Origin of the sequence: Pseudoalteromonas sp. MM17-2 (assembly GCF_022347945.1) — a bacterium.
In the GTDB taxonomy this organism is placed as follows: domain Bacteria; phylum Pseudomonadota; class Gammaproteobacteria; order Enterobacterales; family Alteromonadaceae; genus Pseudoalteromonas; species Pseudoalteromonas ruthenica.
This window is the reverse complement of the sequence record NZ_JAKRFV010000025.1, coordinates 1-22794: the sequence shown is the minus strand read 5'-3', so window position 1 is coordinate 22794 and position 22794 is coordinate 1. Positions and strand designations below refer to the sequence as shown.

20 protein-coding genes are annotated in these 22794 nt (G+C 47.3%); 7 read left to right on the top strand and 13 right to left on the bottom strand.

The genetic code is table 11. The annotated features are described in order from the left end of the window. The first annotated feature begins 568 nt into the window (after nucleotides 1–568). On the top strand, nucleotides 569–1744 hold the full coding sequence (locus MHM93_RS16975) for a S41 family peptidase (RefSeq protein WP_239449947.1): 1176 nt from the start codon (nucleotides 569–571) through the stop codon (nucleotides 1742–1744). Further along, on the top strand, nucleotides 1701–1973 hold the full coding sequence (locus MHM93_RS16970; protein ID WP_239449946.1) for a S41 family peptidase: 273 nt from the start codon (nucleotides 1701–1703) through the stop codon (nucleotides 1971–1973). Before MHM93_RS16975 ends, MHM93_RS16970 begins: the two co-directional genes overlap by 44 nt. A 252-nt stretch (nucleotides 1974–2225) precedes the next feature. Here the strand turns inward: MHM93_RS16970 and tesB are convergent, their stop codons facing one another. Further along, on the bottom strand, nucleotides 2226–3083 hold the full coding sequence (gene tesB, locus MHM93_RS16965) for an acyl-CoA thioesterase II (RefSeq protein WP_022944321.1): 858 nt from the start codon (nucleotides 3081–3083) through the stop codon (nucleotides 2226–2228). Nucleotides 3084–3167: 84 nt separating this feature from the next. Here tesB and MHM93_RS16960 point away from each other — a divergent pair, with 84 nt between their 5' ends. Beyond that, nucleotides 3168–3629, top strand: a complete 462-nt coding sequence (locus tag MHM93_RS16960; protein WP_239449945.1) for an EVE domain-containing protein — start codon at nucleotides 3168–3170, stop codon at nucleotides 3627–3629. 13 nt (nucleotides 3630–3642) lie between these two features. Here the strand turns inward: MHM93_RS16960 and MHM93_RS16955 are convergent, their stop codons facing one another. From MHM93_RS16955 to MHM93_RS16930, 6 genes are all read right to left on the bottom strand, one after another. Further along, complete coding sequence (locus MHM93_RS16955) at nucleotides 3643–4431, bottom strand: TIGR00266 family protein (protein WP_045979791.1); 789 nt, start codon at nucleotides 4429–4431, stop codon at nucleotides 3643–3645. A 79-nt stretch (nucleotides 4432–4510) separates the two neighbouring features. Then, complete coding sequence (locus MHM93_RS16950) at nucleotides 4511–5170, bottom strand: CoA transferase subunit B (RefSeq protein ID WP_045979790.1); 660 nt, start codon at nucleotides 5168–5170, stop codon at nucleotides 4511–4513. A 4-nt stretch (nucleotides 5171–5174) separates the two neighbouring features. Further along, nucleotides 5175–5873, bottom strand: coding sequence for a CoA transferase subunit A (locus tag MHM93_RS16945; protein WP_022944325.1), 699 nt, complete (start codon nucleotides 5871–5873; stop codon nucleotides 5175–5177). 8 nt (nucleotides 5874–5881) lie between these two features. Then, nucleotides 5882–6640, bottom strand: coding sequence for a 3-hydroxybutyrate dehydrogenase (locus MHM93_RS16940; RefSeq protein ID WP_239449944.1), 759 nt, complete (start codon nucleotides 6638–6640; stop codon nucleotides 5882–5884). 2 nt (nucleotides 6641–6642) lie between these two features. After that, nucleotides 6643–7821: a homoserine O-acetyltransferase gene (locus tag MHM93_RS16935; protein ID WP_239449943.1), complete on the bottom strand. Its 1179-nt coding sequence runs from the start codon at nucleotides 7819–7821 to the stop codon at nucleotides 6643–6645. 12 nt (nucleotides 7822–7833) lie between these two features. Next, a complete protein-coding gene (locus tag MHM93_RS16930; RefSeq protein WP_045979788.1) occupies nucleotides 7834–9138 on the bottom strand; it encodes an SLC13 family permease in 1305 nt (434 codons plus the stop codon). 285 nt (nucleotides 9139–9423) lie between these two features. Between MHM93_RS16930 and MHM93_RS16925 the strand changes: the two genes are divergently transcribed. After that, complete coding sequence (locus MHM93_RS16925; protein WP_151173576.1) at nucleotides 9424–11703, top strand: TonB-dependent receptor; 2280 nt, start codon at nucleotides 9424–9426, stop codon at nucleotides 11701–11703. A 130-nt stretch (nucleotides 11704–11833) separates the two neighbouring features. Next, on the top strand, nucleotides 11834–12490 hold the full coding sequence (locus MHM93_RS16920) for a response regulator transcription factor (RefSeq protein ID WP_239449942.1): 657 nt from the start codon (nucleotides 11834–11836) through the stop codon (nucleotides 12488–12490). A 304-nt stretch (nucleotides 12491–12794) separates the two neighbouring features. Here MHM93_RS16920 and MHM93_RS16915 read toward each other — a convergent pair whose 3' ends face one another. Beyond that, nucleotides 12795–13013, bottom strand: a complete 219-nt coding sequence (locus tag MHM93_RS16915; protein WP_239449941.1) for a hypothetical protein — start codon at nucleotides 13011–13013, stop codon at nucleotides 12795–12797. Between the two features lie 87 nt (nucleotides 13014–13100). Further along, nucleotides 13101–16547 (bottom strand): PAS domain-containing hybrid sensor histidine kinase/response regulator, encoded by a 3447-nt coding sequence (locus tag MHM93_RS16910; protein WP_239449940.1) that lies wholly within the window; start codon nucleotides 16545–16547, stop codon nucleotides 13101–13103. 127 nt (nucleotides 16548–16674) lie between these two features. Here MHM93_RS16910 and MHM93_RS16905 point away from each other — a divergent pair, with 127 nt between their 5' ends. Next, entirely contained in the window at nucleotides 16675–18216 is a 1542-nt protein-coding gene (locus tag MHM93_RS16905) for a DUF3857 domain-containing transglutaminase family protein (RefSeq protein WP_239449939.1), read from the top strand. 251 nt (nucleotides 18217–18467) lie between these two features. Next, nucleotides 18468–19628 (top strand): hypothetical protein, encoded by a 1161-nt coding sequence (locus MHM93_RS16900; protein ID WP_239449938.1) that lies wholly within the window; start codon nucleotides 18468–18470, stop codon nucleotides 19626–19628. Here MHM93_RS16900 and MHM93_RS16895 read toward each other — a convergent pair. The 4 genes from MHM93_RS16895 to MHM93_RS16880 form a co-directional block, all read right to left on the bottom strand. Further along, nucleotides 19622–20233 (bottom strand): 1-acyl-sn-glycerol-3-phosphate acyltransferase, encoded by a 612-nt coding sequence (locus MHM93_RS16895; protein ID WP_239449937.1) that lies wholly within the window; start codon nucleotides 20231–20233, stop codon nucleotides 19622–19624. The two genes, MHM93_RS16900 and MHM93_RS16895, sit on opposite strands and share 7 nt — an antisense overlap. Nucleotides 20234–20962: 729 nt before the next feature. Next, nucleotides 20963–21538: a hypothetical protein gene (locus tag MHM93_RS16890; protein ID WP_239449936.1), complete on the bottom strand. Its 576-nt coding sequence runs from the start codon at nucleotides 21536–21538 to the stop codon at nucleotides 20963–20965. Continuing rightward, the gene (locus tag MHM93_RS16885; RefSeq protein WP_239449934.1) at nucleotides 21528–21842 is read right to left on the bottom strand and encodes a hypothetical protein; all 315 of its coding nucleotides are present in this window, start codon (nucleotides 21840–21842) and stop codon (nucleotides 21528–21530) included. Before MHM93_RS16885 ends, MHM93_RS16890 begins: the two co-directional genes overlap by 11 nt. An 837-nt stretch (nucleotides 21843–22679) precedes the next feature. Further along, nucleotides 22680–22794, bottom strand: a 115-nt coding sequence (locus MHM93_RS16880) for a hypothetical protein (protein ID WP_239449957.1), incomplete at its 5' end; no start/stop codon positions are given.

Genomic DNA, 22794 nt, shown 5'->3' with positions numbered 1-22794 from the left:
ATCATAACGGGATTAGGTGATACCTGTAGGTCAGGGTTTGCCACCTAGGACGGCGGTAATAGGGTAAGGCAGGAGCAGTTATCTAGTAGCCTGCCCTGAGTTAGTTATCTGTGGGTCAGGTTTGAACCTGACAACGCAATCGACTTTGTTAGAGCTTATCGCATTAGCCAACTGTTGTAGGTCAGGCTTTAGCCTGACGACTCAGTGAAATAGTTTAGATACTGTTGGCGACCTGACGATCTCCAGATTTACTTACACAGTTTTCAGACTAAAGTCTGACCTACAACTCGTCGCATCCTATATGGGACATGCCCTATAAAAAGTAACTGCAATCATAGGCATCGCAGTATCAAAAGGTGCCAGCGTAGGGCTTCACCTACAATAATCTAAACCGCCACTTAGACAAATAACGCCCTAAAGCTGCTGATTGTACATATAGCACTTAATCCGCCGCGAGAGAGCCCTGCTACCAACGCAAATAGATATAAAAGATAGCTCTAGGTTGAGTATTTATTAGGGTATAGTACTGACATACCCCCTACTTATATACGAAAGGACTTCGCCACCTATGAAAAAGTTAGCATTTTTACTGTTATTTTTCCCATTGACATCTACCGCCAGTGACTATAGCTGTGAACAGGAATTTAATTGGCTAAAGAAAACTTTTGAGAACAATGATGCGGGCTTTCAGTATGCGCTATCTCAAAAAGGCGAAAAAAACTACCTCGAACATAATAAAGCATCTCTCAAGGCTATCAAAAATGCTGACGACATAAGTGACTGCCACCAAAAGCTTCAACAATGGTTGTTATTCTTCCGTGAAGGCCATATAGGACTCAGCCTCAATGTAAAAAAAGAGAATAACGCTTCTGTTCACAACTTTAATAAAACAGAATTCCAACAGTATTTAAATAATAAAAGCAAAGAGGATATAGAAGGAATATGGCGCTTGCCGAGCTATACAGTTGGACTAAAAAAAGAAGGCAGTAATTATAATGGCTATGTGATTGAGTCGACAAATTCAAAGTGGCAACCAGGCCAACTGAAATTCATCCTCAATGAGAAGAATGATGGTACTTATAAAGCCACCTATTATATGGCTGACCACTCTATACGCCATGTAGATTCAGTAGGCTTTATAGATCAAAACCACCTTAGCTTGGGAAATAATTGGCTAACCTTATCAAGACAGAGCCCCAAAGAAGAGAGCAAAGCTGAAGTTCTTCAATATGTTCAACTTATGGTGTCTAAAACACCATTGGTTAAACAATTAAGCAAGAAAACAGCCTTACTTAGAATTCCATCATTTTCATATACCGAGAAAAAACATATTGATACCGTCATTCGAGACAACCTAGAAACCATTCTAAATACTGAAAATATTATCATAGATATACGCGGCAACGGCGGTGGTAGTGATATCAGTTATGAAGAAATATTGCCTATCATCTACACCAACCCTATACGCAATGTAGGAGTTGAGTTCTTATCAACACCGCTGAATAATTCAAGAATGCTAAAGTTTATCGACGATGAGAATTTCTGTGACGACGATAAAAAATGGGCCAAAGAGGGTTACAAAACGCTGCAACAACGCTTAGGTCAATTTGTTAATTTGGATGCACAATCAGTTAGCGTAAAGAAGTTAGAAAACGTTAACCCTTTACCAAAGAAGGTGGGTATTTTAATCGATGAGAGTAATGGCAGCAGAGCAGTTTTTACTTGCCGCAAAACAAAGCTATAAAGTGAAGCTATTAGGCGCTCCAACGCGTGGTGTTTTGGATATCTCTAATATGCACCAAGTCGATTCCCCAAGTAAGAATCTAACGCTGCACTACAGCCTTAGTAAAAGCCTGCGAATCCCAGAAATGACAATTGACGGTAAAGGCATTCAACCTGATTTCTATCTTGATTCAAGTATTCCCGCTTACCAATGGGTTTCTTACACGCGTGGCATGTTAGAAGAGATGTGATCTTTCCCGTTTTGATTCGCGCTCAGGTAACTGCTCCTGCGTTACCCGAGTATCGCCGTCCTTGGTGCAAAGGCCGACCTATGGGTAACCTGTTCGAATAGATTGTCAGGCTAAAGCCTGACCTACAACGAGTGCCTCCTACAAGAGGCCATCAATGTCGACGACCCGACAATCATTGTCAGGCTAAAGCCTGACCTACAGGCGCGCCGTGGGCTTTGAAGCGAATTTTAACGCCGTGCTGATGTTTGATGCCTAGCGCTCGCGCATCACCCCTTCTTGAATGGTCGAGGCTACGAGTTCGCCAGCACGGTTAAAGAACTGCCCACGCACAAGGCCGCGTCCGCCGCTAGCACTGGGGCTGTCAACGCTATACAGCATCCACTCGTCCATACGGAATGGGCGGTGGAACCACATGGCATGATCGATGGTCGCCACTTGCATGCTGGGGTGCATAAATGACTTACCATGGGGCTGGAGCGCCGTAGGTAGAAACTCGAAGTCAGAGGCGTAGGCTAGCAGGTAATTGTGAATACGCTGGTCATCTGGCATCTCGCCATTGGCTTTAAACCAAATGTGCTTCACTGGCTCAGAAACTTCTGGCTTAAAGGGGTTTTGGAAGTTCACCGGGCGCATTTCAATGGGCTTTTCACTGATAAATTTATTGCGGATTGGCTCAGGGATCTGATGAGCGTGCTCTTGATAAAACTCAAGTGCTGGGCGTAGCCCCTCAGGTGCAGGCACATCCGGCATGGCGCTTTGGTGTTCAAGCCCTTGAGATTCACCAGAGAATGACGCCGTCATGTAGAAAATGGGCTTACCATACTGAATAGCGCTGACGCGCCGCGTACTTAGGCTTCGACCATCGCGAATATTTTCGACATCGTAAACAATGGGGCGAGAGGCATCGCCAGGGCGCAGGAAGTACGAGTGCAATGAGTGAACAACGCGCCCTTCCGGCAAAGTTTCCTTCGCAGCCGACAGCGCTTGGCCCATTACTTGGCCACCAAATACCGCTTTAAAGCCAAGGTCTTGGCTGGCACCACGATAAAGACCGAGTTCGATTTCTTCTAACTTGAGTAAGGAAAGTAATTTATCTAATGCTTGGCTCATTGCGTCCTCATTACCACATTGCAGCTAATACAATGATAATACTATACAATGAACCTGATTACCTAGTTCAGCACAGGATAGAGCATGGCTTACTGGTTATTAAAAACAGAGCCCGACGCGTTTTCGTTGGCAGACTTACAAGCCGCCGAAAACGGCACTACGGTATGGGATGGGGTACGCAATTACCAAGCCCGTAATTTTATCCGCGATGGCATGCAAGTGGGTGACAAGGTCTTTATCTATCACTCTAGTTGCAAGGTGCCCGCGATTGTCGGCATCGGTGCAGTGACACGAGGCCCTTATGCAGACCCCACGCAGTTCGATGCCAGTAGTGATTATTATGACCCTAAGGCCACATCAGAGTCACCACGCTGGTTTAGTGTCGATGTGCAATACCGGCAAAGCTTTCAGCAGCCGATAACCTTAAAAGCAATTAAGGCAGACCCCGCCATCGCAGAGCTGGCTTTAAAAAAGTCAGGGCGTTTATCGGTCATGCCGGTGAGCGAACAAGAGTGGCAATACCTATGTGGCATTGCCAAACCGTAGTCCAGCTGAGCCCTTAGTCACCGTCAATAAGATCGCCAAGGCCACCTAAGATAGAACCTTCACCTTGGCGCGAACCACCCGCTCTCGGGGCATGCTCTAGCACGCGGTCGGCAAGTCGGGAGAATGGTAAGCTTTGCACCCACACCGTGCCATGGCCTCGCAACGTGGCTAAAAATAGCCCCTCGCCGCCGAAGAACATTGATCTAAGTCCTTTCACGCGCTCAATATCAAAGTCGATATCGCCGCTAAAGCCGACTACACAACCGGTGTCTAAGCGCAGGGTCTCGCCATTTAGACGCTTCTCAACTACCGTGCCCCCGGCATGGGCAAAGGCCATACCATCCCCTTTGAGGTGCTGTAAGATAAACCCTTCACCACCAAAAAAGCCCGCTCCTAGGCGGCGCTGAAAGGCGATATTCACCTCGGTGCCCATCGCCGCACACAGGAATGAATCCTTTTGCAGATACACTTGCTCGCCTAGTTCGGCCATATTTAAAGGAATGATGGAGCCGGGGAAAGGCGCCGCGAAAGCCACACGCTTTTTGCCCTCACCCTGGTTAGTAAAGTGGGTCATAAACAAGGATTCACCACTGATCATGCGCTTACCCGCACTGAACAGCTTACTCATAAAGCCCTGGTTTACCTGCGAGCCATCACCCATTTTCGCCTCGTAGCTGATCCCTTCTTCGAGGTAGTTCATGGCGCCCGCTTCGGCTATAACTGTTTCACTGGGATCCAGTTCGACCTCCACCATTTGCATCGATTCGCCGATAATTTCGTAATCAATTTCATGACATTGCATTGCACTTTCTCCTTTGCATTAACTGCTTTAGCATGCCGCAAAATACCGCCTTATGCAGCCATGAAAATGTAAGTAAGTTTTACGCCAAGGCCATCTCTGGCACTTCATCGGGACAGACTAACTGACCTTGAGTCTTGGCTTTGATTTCTTCCACGCTCACACCCGGTGCGCGCTCTAGCAGATGAAAGGCTCCATCTTTTATTTCTAGTAACGCTAAATCGGTGATCACCTTGTTTATACAACCTACACCGGTTAGGGGAAGCGCGCATTGCTTTAGCAATTTCGATTCACCATGCTTGCTGGCATGAGTCATGGTACAAATAATGTTTTTAGCACCGGCAACTAAGTCCATGGCACCGCCCATACCCTTAACCAACTTCTTGGGGATCATCCAGCTAGCAATATTGCCATTTTGATCCACTTCAAAGGCTCCGAGCACGGTTAAATCGACATGGCCACCTCGGATCATGGCAAAGCTTTCAGCGGAATTAAAAATAGCCGCGCCGGTGCGCGCAGTCACCGTTTCTTTACCCGCGTTTATCATATCGGCATCGACCGTCTCTTCTGTTGGGTACTCACCCATTCCCAGTAAGCCATTTTCCGATTGCAGCATCACATCAATGCCTTGTGGCACATAGTTGGCAACCAAGGTAGGAATACCTATGCCTAAGTTTACATAGTAGCCATCGCGTAATTCTTGGGCCACGCGCTGCGCCATTTGTTCTCGCGTTAATGCCATGCTGTTATCCTCTTACCGTGCGTTTTTCAATGCGCTTTTCAAATTGCCCTTTGATCACCCGCTGCACATAAATACCTGGAGTGTGGATCTCACTAGGCTGCAGCTCACCTGGCTCAACAATTTCTTCCGCTTCAACCACAGTGATTTTACCTGCTGTTGCCGCCATAGGGTTGAAGTTCATCGCCGTATGGCGGTACACACAATTACCATAGCGGTCTGCCTTCCACGCTTTAACAATGGCAAAATCACCGACAATACTCGGTTCCAGCACATAGTCACGGCCATTAAATTGCTTAATCTCTTTCCCTTCGGCCACTACAGTGCCCACCCCTGTAGCGGTGAAAAAGGCGGGAATGCCGGCGCCACCGGCGCGCATCTTCTCCGCTAGGGTGCCCTGCGGCGTTAATTCCACAGCCAATTCACCGCTGAGCAACTGCTGCTCGAACAGTGCATTCTCACCCACATAGGAGGCCACCATTTTTTTAATTTGTCGGTCTTCCAGCAAAATACCCAAGCCAAAACCATCGATGCCACAGTTATTGGAAACCACAGTGAGTCCAGTTGTGCCTCTTTCTTTAATTGCTTTTATCAGACCCTCGGGAATTCCACATAAACCAAAACCACCGGCAATCACGGTCATGTCATTTTCTAACCCTGCCATTGCTTCTTGGTAGCTGCTTACAACTTTATTAAAACCTGCCATGTGCTCTCCTATTGCGCGGTCCAACCGCCATCAAGGGCGATGGCTTGAGCGGTGATATTGCGCGCCGCGTCGGCCATTAAAAAATCAACGGTATGGGCTATTTCATCTAAACCAATAAAGGCCTTTTTCGGCATCGGCGCGAGCATAATGGTATCGATCACTTGCTGCTCGGAAATGCCATGCTGCTTAGCTTGGCTAGCGATTTGCGCCTCTACCAGCGGTGTTTTCACATAAGCAGGACAAATGGTGTTCACGGTAATATCCACATCTCCTGTTTCCAATGCCAGCACTTTGCCGAGGCCAATCAAACCATGCTTGGCAGCGACATACGCCGACTTATACTTGGACGCCACCTGAGCGTGAATAGAGCCAATATTAATGATGCGGCCAAAATTTTGTTCGCGCATTGCCGGCAACACCGCTTTGGTGAGCATCGCTGGGCCATTAAGCAACACATCTTGCAGAAGCTGCCATTTATCTAAAGGGTAATCCTCTAAGCGCTCCACATGCTGAATGCCCGCATTATTAATTAGCACATCAATTGTTGGCTGACTGGCGATAAAGTGCTCTAACGCTGGCAAGTCTGCAACATTCAAAGCAAGACCTTGGGCTCGAATGCCCTGCTCTTTGAGTCGATTAACCTCAGTCTTTGCGCGTTCACCGTCCAGGTCGGTAAGTAAGATTTCATGTCCTTGGTTGCCAAGGTGTTCGGCTACGTAGCGACCAATGCCACTGGCCGCGCCGGTAATTAAAATTCGCTTATTCATGGTTACTCCGCTAAAAACTCGGCAATGACAGGCGCTTTTGTTTGAATCGAGAAAATACCGTCAAGGTGCCCCCAAATACCGTCTATTTCTTCTATTTTTACGTTTTTCCCTTGTGCTTTTAGCAACTGCGCAAACGCCCGTACTGGGCCTGGGCGCAGCAGTAAGTCATTGCTCGCCGGCATCAATAAGATATTTGCTTTGATTTTCTTTGCAGCGGCGCTTAAGTCTTCTTGCATACCGGCACTGTAGAGCTGAGAGGCGCGAACCAAGTACAAAATATGGTTGGCATCTTGGGTCTGAGCGCGGGCAGCGGCACGTTGATATAAGGTTTGGCTAATGGCCGGTAAAGTACGAATATCTTGCTTGGCACCTTCATCCTGCACTGTAAAATTCGGGAAGCTCGCTTGGTAAATTTTTGGATGCATGGCATCTTGGGTGATATTCAACATGGTGGCCGTCACCCCAGCCAGTGGGCGTTCTCCGTCGTAGTAATTGCCGTTGTTCCAATTGGCGTCAAGGCGAATAGGCAATGCCCACTTCTCTAATGCAGGGACCGTCCAAGCATCCATTTTCGCAGCGCCAATGACATGCACCAAACGCTCGACCATATCGGGGTAGCGCACCGACCACTCTAAGGCTTGAAATGAGCCCATTGATGCACCTATAACGGCGTGTAATTTTTCGATCCCCAAGCTATCCAGCAGGCGCTTTTGTACTTCCACAAAATCGCCAATGGTTACCACCGGGAAGTCTAAACCATAGGGCTTTCCGGTTTTAGGGTTGATAGACGCCGGACCGGTGGTGATCACCTGTTCGTTATGCCAATTGGCGTTTACCAAGGTGTCAGAGCTAATCACATAATATTTGTTGGTATCAATGGCCTTGCCTGGGCCGATAATCGCATCCCAATACCCGGGCTGGGCATCATCAACACTGTATTTACCCGCAGCATGAGACGTCCCCGAGAAAAAGTGGGGGATCAGAATAACGTTGTCTTTAGCCTCGTTAAGGGTGCCGTAGCTTTCCCAACCGACCTGCACCTCGGGCAGGGTCTCGCCCGATTCAGTGGTGTAGTTTGTAAAGGCAAAACGCTGCTTTTCCACTAGCATAGGGTCACTTTGCGCACTCGCCCAATGGCTAGCAATAATTAAAACAACGCCAATGACTTTTAGCATGGACATGGTATTCACTCCTTAAAACAAGATAAATAAGGCCAGCGCTAGCGCCACGCCAATTAATGGGATCACCGCTGTCAGTGCCGCCATTGACCAGTACGCGCGTTGATGGGTTTCTTTACAAATTGCGCGGATGGTGGTGACCACATAGCCATTATGCGGCAGGGTATCGAGCGCCCCTGAACTGATTGCCACCACCCGGTGTAATTGTTCAGGATTGACGCCAGCATCAAGGTAATGAGGAGCGACTAAAGGTAAGGCGATGGCCTGCCCACCTGAGGCTGAACCGGTCAGCCCAGCAATAACACTCACTGCCACAGCTGCACCTAACAACTCATTACCTGGCATATTAGTCATGACTTCGACCGCCAATTGGAAGGCCTCGGTGTTTTTCGCCACCGCACCAAAACCAACCACGGCACTGGTATTACCGATAGCCACCAGCGCGCCGGTCGTGCCTAAGTTGATAGCACCGCTGAGATTGTGAAAGTGTTTAAAGTTGATAATCAGCAGTGCGAGTACACCGCCGAGTAATGCCACTATCAAAGCACTTTGCTGTAGCACATCGTGCAAGCTAAAAGACAGCGCGAGCACCACTAGCAAGGGAATAACACCGGTAATGGGGTGCGGATAGTCACGCTCTGGTATTTCCGGGTCATCATCACGACTTTCAAAGCGCTCGCCATTATTTACCGCTTTGGTGATCATCCGTTTCAGCCACCAGTAGCCAGTGATGGCCATAAACACGGCAATCACTAAACTGACTTCCCATGCGGCGTAGGGTGAGGTGCCGAGGTACTTAATGGGGATCCAGTTTTGGATCTCTGGTGAACCCGCCGAGGTCATGGTAAAGGTCACCGAGCCAAACGCGAGCGTAGCGGGAATAAAGCGTCGTGGTAAGTCGGCATCTTTAAACAAGCTAAGGGCCATTGGGTAAACCGAAAAGGCGACGATAAATACACTGACGCCGCCGTAGGTTAACACCGCACAGGCAATAACCACGGCCAAGACCGCGTGCTTCATACCCAGTTTATTCACTATGGCACGGGCAACGCTGTCGGCGGCACCGCTGTCTTCCATAAACTTACCGAATAACGAGCCCAGTAAGAACATGAAAAACCAGGCGCTTAAAAACCCTGCGAAGCCACCCATGTAGGTGCTGACAAAATCCAGCTCAACACCACTGCTTGGAAACAACGCCATATTGCCACTTAGAGCAACAAGCAGCGCACACAAAGGCGCGGCGATAAACAAGTTCATGCCACGCAAAGTCAGAATTATAAGTAAAACTAAGCCACCGATTAGGCCAACCATACTGAGCATAAATGCGCTCCTTCGTTATTATTTTTCTATTAACTGCATCCAGCATAGCACCTAGATGTGTTAACAAAGCTAGTCCCAGTCTGGCTAGAGTGTGCCATAAAATACATAGTACTAAGGTTATAGAAAGACGCCAGGCCTTGCTCTATAAGGGCTAGAAGCGCATTAGTACTAAGGTACTAACCCCAAGGAGATGTTTTTCCCCTACATTCACAGTTAATTGATATTTTGCCAACAACCCATAGGGTGAGCACAGCCACCCATAACGACAACAACAGGGGACACAGGATGAACACACTAACTTTAAGGCATTCAAGCATCGCCTTAGCCATTAGTACCGCACTCACAAGCACCGCAGCACTGGCTGGCGGTGGTGGCGAAAAAGCGGAGTTGGAACGCATTGAGGTGACTGCGCGTAAATCGGTGGAAAACTTACAAGAGGTGCCGGTGGCGGTTACCTCCATCGGTGAGACCGAGTTATTAGAAAACGGCATTTCGGTAATGACAGAAGTGCAACAATTCTCACCCAACACCACCTTACAAGCGAGTCGCGGCACTAACTCAACGATTACCGCATTTATTCGTGGCGTCGGCCAGCAAGACCCGCTGTGGGGTTATGAACCTGGGGTCGGTATTTATATCGATGATGTGTACGTGGCCCGCCCACAAGGCGCCGTTTTAGATCTCCTTGATGTACAACAAATTGAAGTATTACGCGGCCCCCAAGGCACACTTTACGGTAAAAACACCATTGGCGGAGCGATAAAGTACGTTACCAAAGAAATGACTGGCGATATGACCTTTGATGTTGAAGGTACGGTCGGCAGCTATAATCAGCGCGACTTGAAGATCACCGGGCAACTGCCTTTAGTGGATGACACGCTTTATCTCGGCTATGGCTTTGCCACCTTAAACCGCGATGGTTTCGGGGAGTTCTTAACCTCAGCGCAGCCCGACCAAGACCGTGAGAACTACAATAAAGACCTAACCGCAGCTCGGGTGACCTTAGAGTATCGCCCTAGCGACGATTTGTTCTTCCGCCTCGCTTGGGATAAAACCGACGATGAGTCGAACTCCAAAGGGGGCTACCGCTTACTGCCCAGCCTGCTCACCGATGCTCCCGTGCCAGATAGCGTTTATGATTCTTACACCAGCTTACCAACATGGAATAAGGTTGAGTTAGAAGGTTACAGCCTTACCGCGCGCTGGTATCTCAATAACAACACTTCATTAAAGTATATTGGTGCGCAGCGCGATAGCTACTCGCCGACCAATATCGACTTTGATAATACCTCGGTGCGCATTTTTGACGTACCAGCCATCTATGATGACGAGCAAACCACCCACGAATTGCAGCTCAATCACGAGGGCGACAATTACAAGCTTGTTTCCGGTCTCTATTACTTCGATGGTGAGTCTTGCGGGCAATTCCAGGCCATTTTGGAAGTACTCGGGCAAAGCTTAGGGGCACCGGGGCTCACTCGTGAGGTGAGTGGCTGCAACAATTCCACCAGCAAAGCGGCTTATATTCAAGGCAGTGTGGATTTAAGTGAACAGTGGTCAATGACCCTCGGAGCGCGCTACACCCGCGACAGTAAAGAAGCCATTGTTAACAACGGCCTGGTGTTTGACACTGTGTACCCTGAGTCTGGCTGGATCCCAGGCTATGTACGCCCAGAAGGTCAGCTGGTGCCGACAGTGCTCGATGATGACAAAGATTGGTCACGGTTTACTCCTCGGGTAGGCGTAGAGTATCAATACAATAACGATATTATGTTCTTTGCCAGCTATGCGCAGGGCTTTAAATCGGGCACCTTTAACCCGCGAGCCAGCACCGCCGAGCCAGCCGCCAACCCGGAGATTGTTGACTCCTTTGAGCTCGGTATGAAAAGCGAATGGAACAATAACCTGCGTGCCAATGTCACCTTATTCACCTTAGACCATGAAGATCGCCAATACATTTCGGTACTCCCAGGAGACACCTCTGCCGATTTAAATCAGCGCTTGGGTAATATTGGTAAATCGTCTGCGAACGGAGTGGAGCTCGAGCTTAACTATGTAGCCACCGATGCACTGAGCTTTGATGCCTCACTGGGCTATATTGATGCTGACTTTGAAGAAGTACTCGACACGGACCCAGAGACCGGTGAAGTGTTTGATAAGTCAGACCGCTTTAGTATTTCTAACACCCCAGATTTGACCTTTAATTTAGGCGCGACTTACCGCCTTTACAGCGAACATGGCGACTGGGTCATTAACGGTAACTACTACCACCGTGGTGATTACGTACTATTCGAAGAAGACAGCCTGCTAAGCCAAGACAGCTATGGCTTGCTCAACCTAAGCGTTAATTGGTATAGCCCAGACGGCCAGTGGCGAGTGGGTCTGCATGCTAAGAACTTAACTGACGAAGAGTACATGATTGGCGGCTATCAGTTTGTTACGCCTGACCCTACTGACCCCAGTGATGTGAGCAAATACACACCGGGCTTAGGCGGTGATAATACACTGATCGGTTACTATGGTGACCCTCGCACTGTATCGTTAACCGTTGGCTATCGCTTCTAATGTTCAGCTAGTACAGGTGGCCGGCCTTCCCCCGGTCATATGGCCACCTTTTTATTCTTAGTCACTCACCGTATGCTCTTGCTGCGGAAGGAAAAATCCCCTATAACGAGGAACACGGAGTTTATATAGGATGTCCAGTGTGCAAGCAATTATTGCCGATGACCACCCGTTATTTCGCAGCGCCTTAAAGCAAGCCGCAGCGCAAGCCATGGCTGATGAGCCCATTTTGGAAGCCAGCGACCTTGATGCACTGTTTCGCGCTTTAACAGAGCATCCGGAAATAGAACTGGTGTTTCTGGATTTAACCATCCCCGGAGCCCAAGGGCTGGAGGGCCTTGCCCGGCTACGTAATCAATACCCCGACATTTTGGTGATTATGGTTTCTGCCAACGAGCAAGCACAGATTATTGAACAAGCCATGGCAATTGGTGCCAGTGCTTATATTCCCAAGTCGTCGTCTTTGGATGTGATCAGTGAAGCCATTGCCCAAGTAATTGAAGGTGAAAACTGGTTACCACCCCAAGCCGACATTTGCACCGACAGCAATACCGAGCAAGCCCAGTTTGCTCGTAACTTAGAGAAGCTAACCCCGCAACAATATCGAGTATTGAGTATGATTGCCGATGGCATGCTGAATAAACAAATCGCCTATGCGATGTCGATTCAAGAAACCACCATCAAGCAACATGTCTCAGCAATCCTAAAAAAGCTTAACGTGTACAATCGCACTCAAGCGGGTATCTTATTTAAGCAAATGGCCACAGTGGCAGATAATATGGAGAACTAATCATAGTGTAATCGTCAGCTTCCATACTCTTTAAGCTGACGCACCGTTTCTTTAGTCATAACCTAAATGCGAGCTAATAAAGCATCAGCAAATGGCAAGAAAGGCAAACCTATACTAGAAATTCAGTAGAGTCCTTAGACTTCCAATTCTTTTTCCTCATCACTGTTATAACGATATTTTCCTGATGTTCTCCGTAGTGCGTCTGTTTTTTACTGACCGCACAAGGCATATTTATATGGGATATGGTGCAATGAATATTGAAAGTTGCGTTATGCTTTAGACACTGAATATCCTGTGTATGTAATCATTGCCAAGCACTTCCCATGTGTAATTCGTAGCATTTCTTCAACTTGGCGTTCAACTCTTCATCTGAAGTAGCTTTCACAGAGCCAACTGATGTAGATTCTTCCGCGCTGCCGATACGCACGGCGAAGTGCTCATTATCAAAACTGTCTACAAAAACATGCAGTCCTGTTTGCTCATCAAAAAATGACGCGAAGTTATCCCCCGATAGCCATATCAAAAATCATTAGACCTCCTTTTCCAATACAACCTTAACCCCATGTAAGGTATAGCAAGTCAGTTAAAGTACAATATTATTCAAGCAAAGCTATTTCGGCTTTAAGCGTTTCAGCATCCGTTTAAGCGCGGGCGTTTTCAGTGGTTTGTAAAGCAGTGGATAACCGCAGTCGCTCACTTGCTCACGAATATTCTCATCGTGATTAGCGGTGTTAATCACAATGGCCATAGTCGTTAAATTCAGCGCACTGATCACCTCTAAGCCGGTGACACCATCATCAAGTTGATAGTCAGCAATTAAAATATCGGCTTCGCTATAAGCTTGCACATCACGCAGCTGCGCTTGATTACGCGCCACTTGAACTTTGCAGCCCCAGTTCTCTAGCACTTGTGAGAGCGCACTGAGCACATTGTCATCATTATCCAATAGCCAGATACGCAGCCCTTCAAGCTGGTTATCGACATGCCGCGTCTCTAATGGGGAGGAGGTCTCTTCGCTTGTTGACACAAAGCAAGGCAAGGTAAGGGTAAATTGCGTGCCCTTACCAAGTTGCGAGCCGAGCGTGAGGTTAATGGCTAATACCGAGCAAATGCGCTTACTAATAGCAAGGCCCAAGCCTAACCCCTGCGCCTGCTCTTTGCCTTGCAGCTGTTTAAATTCCTCAAAAATAAGTTCTTGATCTTGCTGAGCAATACCGGAGCCAGTATCTTCCACCATAATCGACAGTTGGCCTTGATGACTTTCGCACAGTAACCGTATTTCACCCTGCTCAGTGTAACGAATGGCATTGCTAAGCAAATTACCCAATACCCGTTTAAGCAAGGCTTTATCAGTCTTTAGCATCACTTCAGCACCTTGCACTTTAAAGGCGAGCCCTTTGTCTCGGGCTAGGGCACCGTATTCATTGGCCAAAGGTTGCAGCAAGCTCGAAAGAGAGAAATCACTACTATTAACCTTAAAAGAGCCGGACTCTAGCTTGGTTAGCTGCAATATGCTTGATAACAGGTCTTCCGCACTTGCCAATGAGCTGCGTATATTATTGGCCAGCTCGCTCAGCTCTGTATTGCTGGCTTTTTCACTCATCAACGAGCAGAACAAACTTGCGGCATTGAACGGTTGCAGCAAGTCATGGCTGGCGGCAGCAAAGAAACGCGTTTTGCTCTCGGTGGCTTGCTCGGCCTCGCGTTTTGCCTCTGCTAGGGCATGATTAGTCGCCACCAGTTGCTGGGTGCGCGCTGCTATTTTTTCTTCTAGATTTAAGTTGGCTTGCTCAAGCTCACGCTGCTGGTTTATAAAGTCGGTAATATCGGTGTACGTGGTCACAAAGCCGCCACCGGGTAATGGGTTGCCCTGCATTTCAAATACCCGTCCATCACTGTGCTGACGTCGATACTTGTAGGCGCTGCCGCGACGCAAGTGGGCTATGCGCTTTTCAACCTCAGTATCAATATCTTGATAGGCGAATAGTCCACGCTCGGCATTAAAACGGATCAACTCGGCAACCGGGCGACCAACGACCAGTGAGTCGTCAGGATAAGAAAACATACTTTGATAACCTTGGTTCCATGCAACCAACTTAAGGTCACTATCAACCACACTGATCCCCTGCTCGATGTTTTCGATAGTCGCTTGCAGTAAGTCACGGTTAAATCGCAGTACTTGGGAAGCTTCGTCAACGAAATCGGCGACTTGCTCAAAAGGCTGACGTTTCTCATCCTTGGCCACATCGAGTATAAGCCGTGCTGATGCGCCTCCAACTAACGCCGACATCTCGCGTTCAACTCGTTGCTCAATATGTTCTGGGGCTTGTTCTTTCCAGCGACTGGAGCTTGCAGGAAAATAATGACTCACCAGTGCTTTAGCTCGTTCTGGCTCACTAAAGCGCTGCAACAGTAGCGCCAAGTCTTGATAACTTAGGGCAATATGTCCGCTACGCTGTGGGCTTGCTGTGATGATAAATTTATTACTTTGTAAGCGCTCGGCAAGCTGCGCTGAACTCAGTAAAGGCACACTAATGTATACCAGCGTATTCACCCCTAGAGATAATAATACCGCCTGACTAAGCTCATCGAGCCCCAATGCAAATAAATCTCGCGGCGCCAACCACTCTATGCCCCAGGGCCCAGTTGATAGCCACAACGCCTCGCCAAACAATGCAGCGTACAAGTTGGGTAACAGCAAGGTGTAAAACCAAATTGCAAAACCCGCGATAATGCCCCACTGCGCCCCACGACATGACGCTTTAGACCACCACAAGCCGATAATCATCGCTGGCGCAAACTGCGCAACGAGAGTGAATGACATCAGGCCCATATTGGCTAGAGTATTGCCCTCCGCCAATACTCGGTGACTGGCGTAGCTTAGTAACAACACCGCGACGATAACGGCTCGCCGTGCTTGCAGTAGCTTAAACTTCGAGAGACCGCGATGAGATGAACTTAGTTGTGAGCGCCGTAATAAGAATTGGTTGATGAAGTCGTTGGTGATCATAATCGACAAAACAATGGTAGAGACAATCACCATACTGGTCGCAGCGGAAAACCCACCTAGAAAGGCCAGCAATGAGAAACTTGGCGACTGCGCAGCAATAGGCAGTGCTAATACAAAGGTGTCATAGCCCACACTCTGGTCTTGAAAATAAACTAAGCCAGCGTAGGCGATGGGCAGAATAAACAGATTAATCAACAACAAATAAATCGGAAATAACCAGCGAGCGGTAACGAGTTGATGTTCGTTGTCGTGCTCAATAAAGGCGGTATGAAACTGACGAGGTAAGCACAGGGTTGCTAAAAAACCCAGACCTACATGTACCCAATATACGTAGGTAGGGCTTGCTGTCGCTGCAACCTGGGCTGAAATATCTTGCTGCTGAGCGGCCGAGTACAGGGCGTGTGGAGAATCGAAAATCTCAAAACAAATAAACAGCCCCACTCCTAAAAAAGCCAACAGTTTAACCACCGACTCAAAAGCAATAGAAGCCATCAACCCGGGGTTATGCTCACTGGGGCGTACCCGGCGAGCGCCGAATAAGATGGCAAAAAGCGCCAACAAAGCGGTAATAAAGAAAGTGCTATCTTGCCAAAAATAACCGCCTTGTATCGGCCTATCGGTGAGCATAGCGATACTGGCACTGGTGGCGTTAAGCTGCAGCGCAATATAAGGCACGATGGCTATTACCGAGATCAATGACACTAACCCGGAGAGCTGTGACGACTGACCATAACGGGTAGCAAGAAAATCGGCCAAGGAAGTAAGCTGTTGCTGCCGACAAACATGAGCAATACGGCGGTAGATGGCCCAACCAAAGGTGAACAACAAAATGGTGCCGGCGTAGGTCGGTGCTAACCACCAACCATTGTTAGCGGCCTGAGCAGTGGTGCCATAAAAAGCCCAAGAGGTACAATACACCCCCAACGAAAGGCCATAAATCCAACCACTCGAGTGATTCTTTGTGTGCTTATCGGCATACCAAGCAACGGCAAAAAGCACGCCTAGGTACGCCAAAGCAATCAGGCTAATAACACCAATAGAAAACATCAGAGATCATTTTTTATTATTTTCTGATAGCATAACGATATCTGCTTATAAAAACATCACTGACTTTAGTGCTACCCCTGCAGGCTACCCACCTAGCATCATGGATGTATGCAACTGAGAAATTATAATGATAAGAATACTGCTTTTATGCTGGCTACTAGTCTGCACTCTTACCTCTAATACGGCCTTAGCCAACTATCAGATAACGCCTGCAGCTGATTGGGTTGCCCCAGCTAAACTGCCCCCTTTGGTTGCAGAAACAATTCCCACTGAACAACTCTCTGATGGTACTTACTATCGCCTGTTGGAAGATCAGATTCAGGTCCCAAGCGATAACCCTGATGCCGTCAGCCACTACATCCGCTATGTTATGCACGCCACCAACCAAAGCGGTGTCGAGAACATCTCCCAGCTGAACTTGGATTATGATCCCAGCTACCAGCGCATTGAGCTAAACCACCTTCGAGTGATACGCGATGGGCAAGTAATAGATAAAATCCCTACAGCTCAATTAAAAGTGTTGCAGCGAGAAACTGAAGCGGAGCAACTAATTTATGATGGTACGCAAACACTGAATATTATTGTTGATGATGTGCGCCCAGGTGACTCTTTGGATTATGCTTTCACGCGCATTGGTCGTAATCCTATCTACCAAGGCCGCTTTAGCTATTCAGCGCAATTAGACTGGAGTGTGCCGGTCGCCGAGCAATATATCCGTATCGATTGGCAAAAACCACAACCATTACATATTCAACAAAACAATGGCGATGCCCAGATAAACGTAACAGATACGGCGAACGGCAAAGAGTATAGTCTGTATATCACTTCCCCAGACATGCAGCGCTATGACTCGCAAACACCGTTATGGCACGACCCTTATCATATGGTATTTTTTAGCGAGTTTAATCGTTGGCAAGAGGTCGTAGACTGGGCATTGCCAATGTATCAGCAGGCACTCTCCACTGGCGATGATATCGCTGCCATTGCTGAACAAATACGCCAACAGCACCCTACTTTGCCAGCGCAGATTGGTGCAGCATTAAAGTACACACAAGATGAAATTCGCTATTTAGGCTTGGAAATGGGCAGCAACTCTCACCTGCCAACGCCCGCCCAAGAAACTCTGCAAAACCGCTACGGCGATTGCAAAGACAAAACCGTACTATTAATAAGTATACTGCGCGCACTGGGAGTGGAGTCTCACCCTGCGCTTGTAAACACACAATTAGATAAAGGCTTAGCCGAGACATCCCCCTCATCGGCACGCTTCAACCACGTTTTGGTTACGCTGGAGCACGATGACAAGCGCTATTGGCTTGACCCGACCACTAGTTATCAAACTGGGCCACTGCTAGCATTGAGTGAGCCTGACTTTGGTTATGCGTTAATCGTCAAACCCTCGCAAAATACTCTCACCAGCATGCACAAACCGGTAGAGCGTATTCACCGTGACATCACCGAGCGCTACGAGCTTCCTAATGCCAACGAACCATTGGCACTATTCAGTGTAAAAAGCATATTCAGCGACGCTGATGCCATCAGTAAACGCCAAGAGCTGGCAACCACGGCATTGCAAACGCTCCAAGAAAACTATACCAAGACTACTTTGCTGGCACCCAGCACACTCGGCTACCGCAAGTTCGCGAGCACCCACAAAAGGGAGCAATAGAAGTCACTGAGTTTTATCAAATTGACGACTTTTGGAGTGATGAGGAGAATGGCCAGACAGCTTACTTTTACGCTGATGATATTCAAAACGCAATCTATCAACCCGATACTAAAACCCGTATCAGCCCGCTTTATCTGCAGCACCCTTATAACGTTAATTACACCATAGAGGTAAAGTTAAACGAGCGTGAATGGTACTTTAATAATAGTAAGAGCTCTATTGATAACCCTTATTTTTCATTGGCATCGCAAGTGCGCTTTAGCTCAAATACACTGACTCTTACATATCAGTTCCGCAGCAAAACAGACCATGTGCCAGTTGCAGAAATGCCGGCCTACCTTGACGCACGAGAGCAACTTCTCGATGCCACCCAATATGGTATCCGCCAAGCTTACAGCCATGTAAATGAAGCCGAGCAGGATAATTTCCTATTACTCGGCTACGCCGTTATAGGCTATTGCATTCTTGCTTTAGTTGTTATCACCGCCTTTGTTACCCTGTGGCGCGTTGAAGCAGGTAAGCGACCGACATTCTCCGAACAACGTTACTACCCTGTTTCGACTGTGAAATTTTGCCTGTACTCGCTGCTCACTTTTAATATTTTCCCTTTTTACTGGTGTTACAAGAACTGGCAATACATTAAGCAGCAGCATAATGAAGCGATGATGCCAATAGCCCGAGGGTTCTTCGCTTCGCTTTGGTACTACCCTTTGTATTTACGTTTTTATCAAGAGGGTAAAGAACTGGGGACGCAGAAATACCTCCCACCTAAGTGGCTGGCGGCACTCTTTGCAATATTAGTGGTGGTACTGCATATCGCGACATCGTTAGATTTTTACGGCACGGTGTTCTATTTAGTGTGGCCGCTGCTGTGGTTACCCTTGGTAAATTACACGGCGCACATAAATCAGCGTAACGAGTCATTGCCTTACTATAGTCGCTGGCGAGTGCGGCAAGTTTTACTTGCTGTGGTACTACTGCCCATACTCACCTTAGGTCTGGCCCAAGATATTGGTCTCACCGCCAATGTGGCCGTGGTTTCAGGTGATAAAGTATGGCAGCACGATAAGCGCTTTATGCTGCGTCATGGAGTTCTCAATCAAAATGAGCAACTGCTTTATTTTTATTCAGATGCCGCTTGGAATATCCGTGATGATGGCAACGGCATTACCGAGCAAGGCGTATTCAGCTATTACCGTGATCAAGGGCAGCTGCAAGTAGAACGTGCGGACTTTGGTGATATTGTTAATGTGCATACCGAGTTTGCTAACCAAGATGACGGCTATACCACAATTGATATAGAGCGCGCTGATGGCAGTAGCTTTCGGTTAATACTCTCTAGCGAAGAGAAAGGAGACAATAAGTTTGTTCAGGCGCTACAAACTCGTTGGCGACAACCTTTAGCTCAATAACGCGTCTTTCTGACTGCACCAGACACTTGTTGTGGGTACTTGCCCATAGCCGTTGAAAACCGCTGCTGTACTTGCACAAGTGTTTGTTCAATATCATCACTCACATAGATAGCCGGCATTATAACAAACTGCTTCTTGCTGTAGTCCAAAGCCATTGGCACCACAGGGACTTGCGCAGCATTGGCGATATGGAGAAAACCGGTTTTCCAATTCGGCATGTGCTTACGTGTGCCCTCAGGAGCGAGTCCTAGAATCAATGCATCGGTCTCATCAAACAACGCCTTCACTTGCCCCACAACACCATTGGCTGCTCGCCTATCAACCGCTATCCCACCCCACTTACGTAGCAGTATACTTAGCGGCCAAATAAAGATGCTGTGCTTACCCAAGAAGCGAATACGCACTTGCAAGTGCATTTTCACTGCAATCGCTATAATAAAATCCCAATTCGATGTATGCGGTGCAACCGCCGCCACAAACTTACTGTGCTCTGGAAACGCGCCTACAACCTGCCAACCGAACCAATTCAACACCTTGGTGCCGAGCCATTGACCAAAGCGACTGTGGGTACGAGGAATGCATGCGGGGATATTTATTTCATTCATAGCAAGGGATAGCAGCCTAGTTATAATCTTAGACTGATGCTCAACGACTGTTTAGTCAACTTTTCTGTTAATGCTCCCTTGTAGGTTAGGCTTTAGCCTAACCACGTATGAAAAACATATAACGAACACGGCTGTGCACTTGGCACTGGTCCCTGTAGGTTGGGCTTTAGCCTAACCATGTATGAGAGACAGGTAAGGAACACGGTTGTGATTAGGTACTGGCCTCTGGAATGTGACCGCCTTTGCCGGTTGCAAGGCTAAAGCCTTGCCTACAACAACACCCCCTTTAGGTTGGGCTTCAGCCTAACCATCTATGAGAAACATATAAAAACACGGTTGTGTACTAGGCCCCGGCCTCTGGGATGTGACCGTCTTTGGCGGTTGCAAGGCTGAAGCCTTGCCTACATCATCTGTTTCAGTGGATTGGGTTTTGGCCTACCACATCAGTCCCTGTAGGTTGGGCTTCAGCCTAATCTTGTATGAGAAATATTTAAGCAGTACGGTTGCCTGCTAAGCCCCGTTCTCTCGGATATGACCGCCTTTGCCGGTTGCAAGGCTAAAGCCTTGCCTACAACAACATCCCCTGTGGGTCGGGCTTTAGTAGTTGTTTCGTTGAAGAGGTAGCTAGTATCTATAACCCTATTACCCCACTCTTCGAATCAAGCCAGTTCAAAAATAAGACTCAACTTAAAGCAACAACAATAGCTTCACATTTGGAACAATGGGAGATTAAAAGGCATACACCCTTAAGGTATCATCTTTATAATCGTATGTAGCAATCTCGCGCTTTGCTGGATTGAGAGTGAATTGGACCTCTGAATTAGGCAATGTAGTTATTTCAACGGGTTGATCTTTAAGGTCATACAGCTTGAGACTCAGTTCATCGCCCCGACGTTCTTCCAAAAGGGCATACCGCCCACTTTTTGAAAAGTTATGGTGGCTCAGCCTGTTAACTAGTTCATCAGTTGTAGTTTGATACTTCGACTCAACACGCACATGGTTATCTTGCCACTGAATTTCATAGAGTTCTTTATTCGTTGCTAACCAAATTCTCTCAGACCACTTTCCGAAGGAGAGTTCTTCCTCAAATCGAAGGGGCTGATCAAGAAATTCATTCTTTTTGTAGTTCCAAAATTGAATCTCATTATCAACGTTGAATATGAGCACCCCATGCTCTTCATTGAGTACTTTATGACTTTTAACTATGCCACTTACTTCAACCTTATTAATGAGTTCAGCATCACTAAGTGACCATACCTGCAGCTCTGACTTATCAAAAAGCCAAGTGGACGTGTCACGCTGCATGGATACCACTTGATAACCCATTGCAAAAATCATCTCGCGGGTGAAAACCATATACACCGAGTGGTTCCGGCTCTTGCGCTAGCGCATTGATTTTTAGCAGTTGGTAGCCACTTGAAAGCATATAGTGACCAGAGGGACTGATATCTAGACCATAACTGCTCGGCAGCTCCGCTTCAGGGATAATAGTGAGCTCTCCTTGATTGGAGATTTTGTGTAGACTTCGATCCGCAAAGAAGTATAAAGCTTTATCGGCTACATTCACTCTACTTTCGTCTATTGCTTCTTCTATATTTAAGGTTTTCATATCACCACCATTGGACAGCAGATAAACCTTATTGGCCAAGTTAGATGAAACAACGAGGAATTCTCCATTGGGCGTGTAGCTTAGATAGGAAATGCTAGCCCCCCTGAGAAATCAAACTGTTGCTCATATTTTATTTTTAGCTTTGTTTCACTAGCATTTATAAAAAACGAAAAAAATAGCAGTGCTATAAGTAAATTTCTTATCATTTTTTCGACACCACAAATCCATAATAATAAGTCATGAAGTCCGATAGAGTCAGGTGGCGTTTACGATTATAAGAGTGAAGGGGAACCTTACCACTTTCTGAGCCCCAAATAGCAACATGCAAGTTGCAAGTTGCAACTCAATATAAAGAAAGCATTTGGCCCGCAGAGACCCACTGCTAACTGTTTAACCTTATGTGGCTCTTTCACTCTATCTTCAACAGCTCTTTTTAAAAAACCAGCATATCCACCACCTTTAAACTTACAAGGAGGTTTGCTGCGCCAAAAAATAGGAAAACTGAATTGAGTAATGTAGAGGAGAGTTAGATTGGGTTAGAGTTGAAGTCAAACCTGTCATTTTAATTCCTTTTAAAAATGAGCCTAAATTTTAGGCAAGATTATCGAATACACAAATTAGTAATGCAATAGAAATATTAAGAGCTTAGTAATTACAAATTTAGCTAAAAAGAGTTGGTGTATAGCGACGTCTCGCAGCCGCAAGGCTGAAGCCTTGCCTACAACATCTGTTTCTGTGGGTTGGGCTTTAGCCTAACCTACAACAACACCCGAATTTCAGGCATAAAAAAAGGTCGCCTAAGCGACCTCTTTTTTAGCGTTTTAGCTATATCATTGATTACTCAACGATTGAAGCTACAACACCAGCACCAACTGTACGGCCACCTTCACGGATTGCGAAGCGTAGACCTTCATCCATCGCGATTGGGCAGATTAGCTCTACTACCATCTTG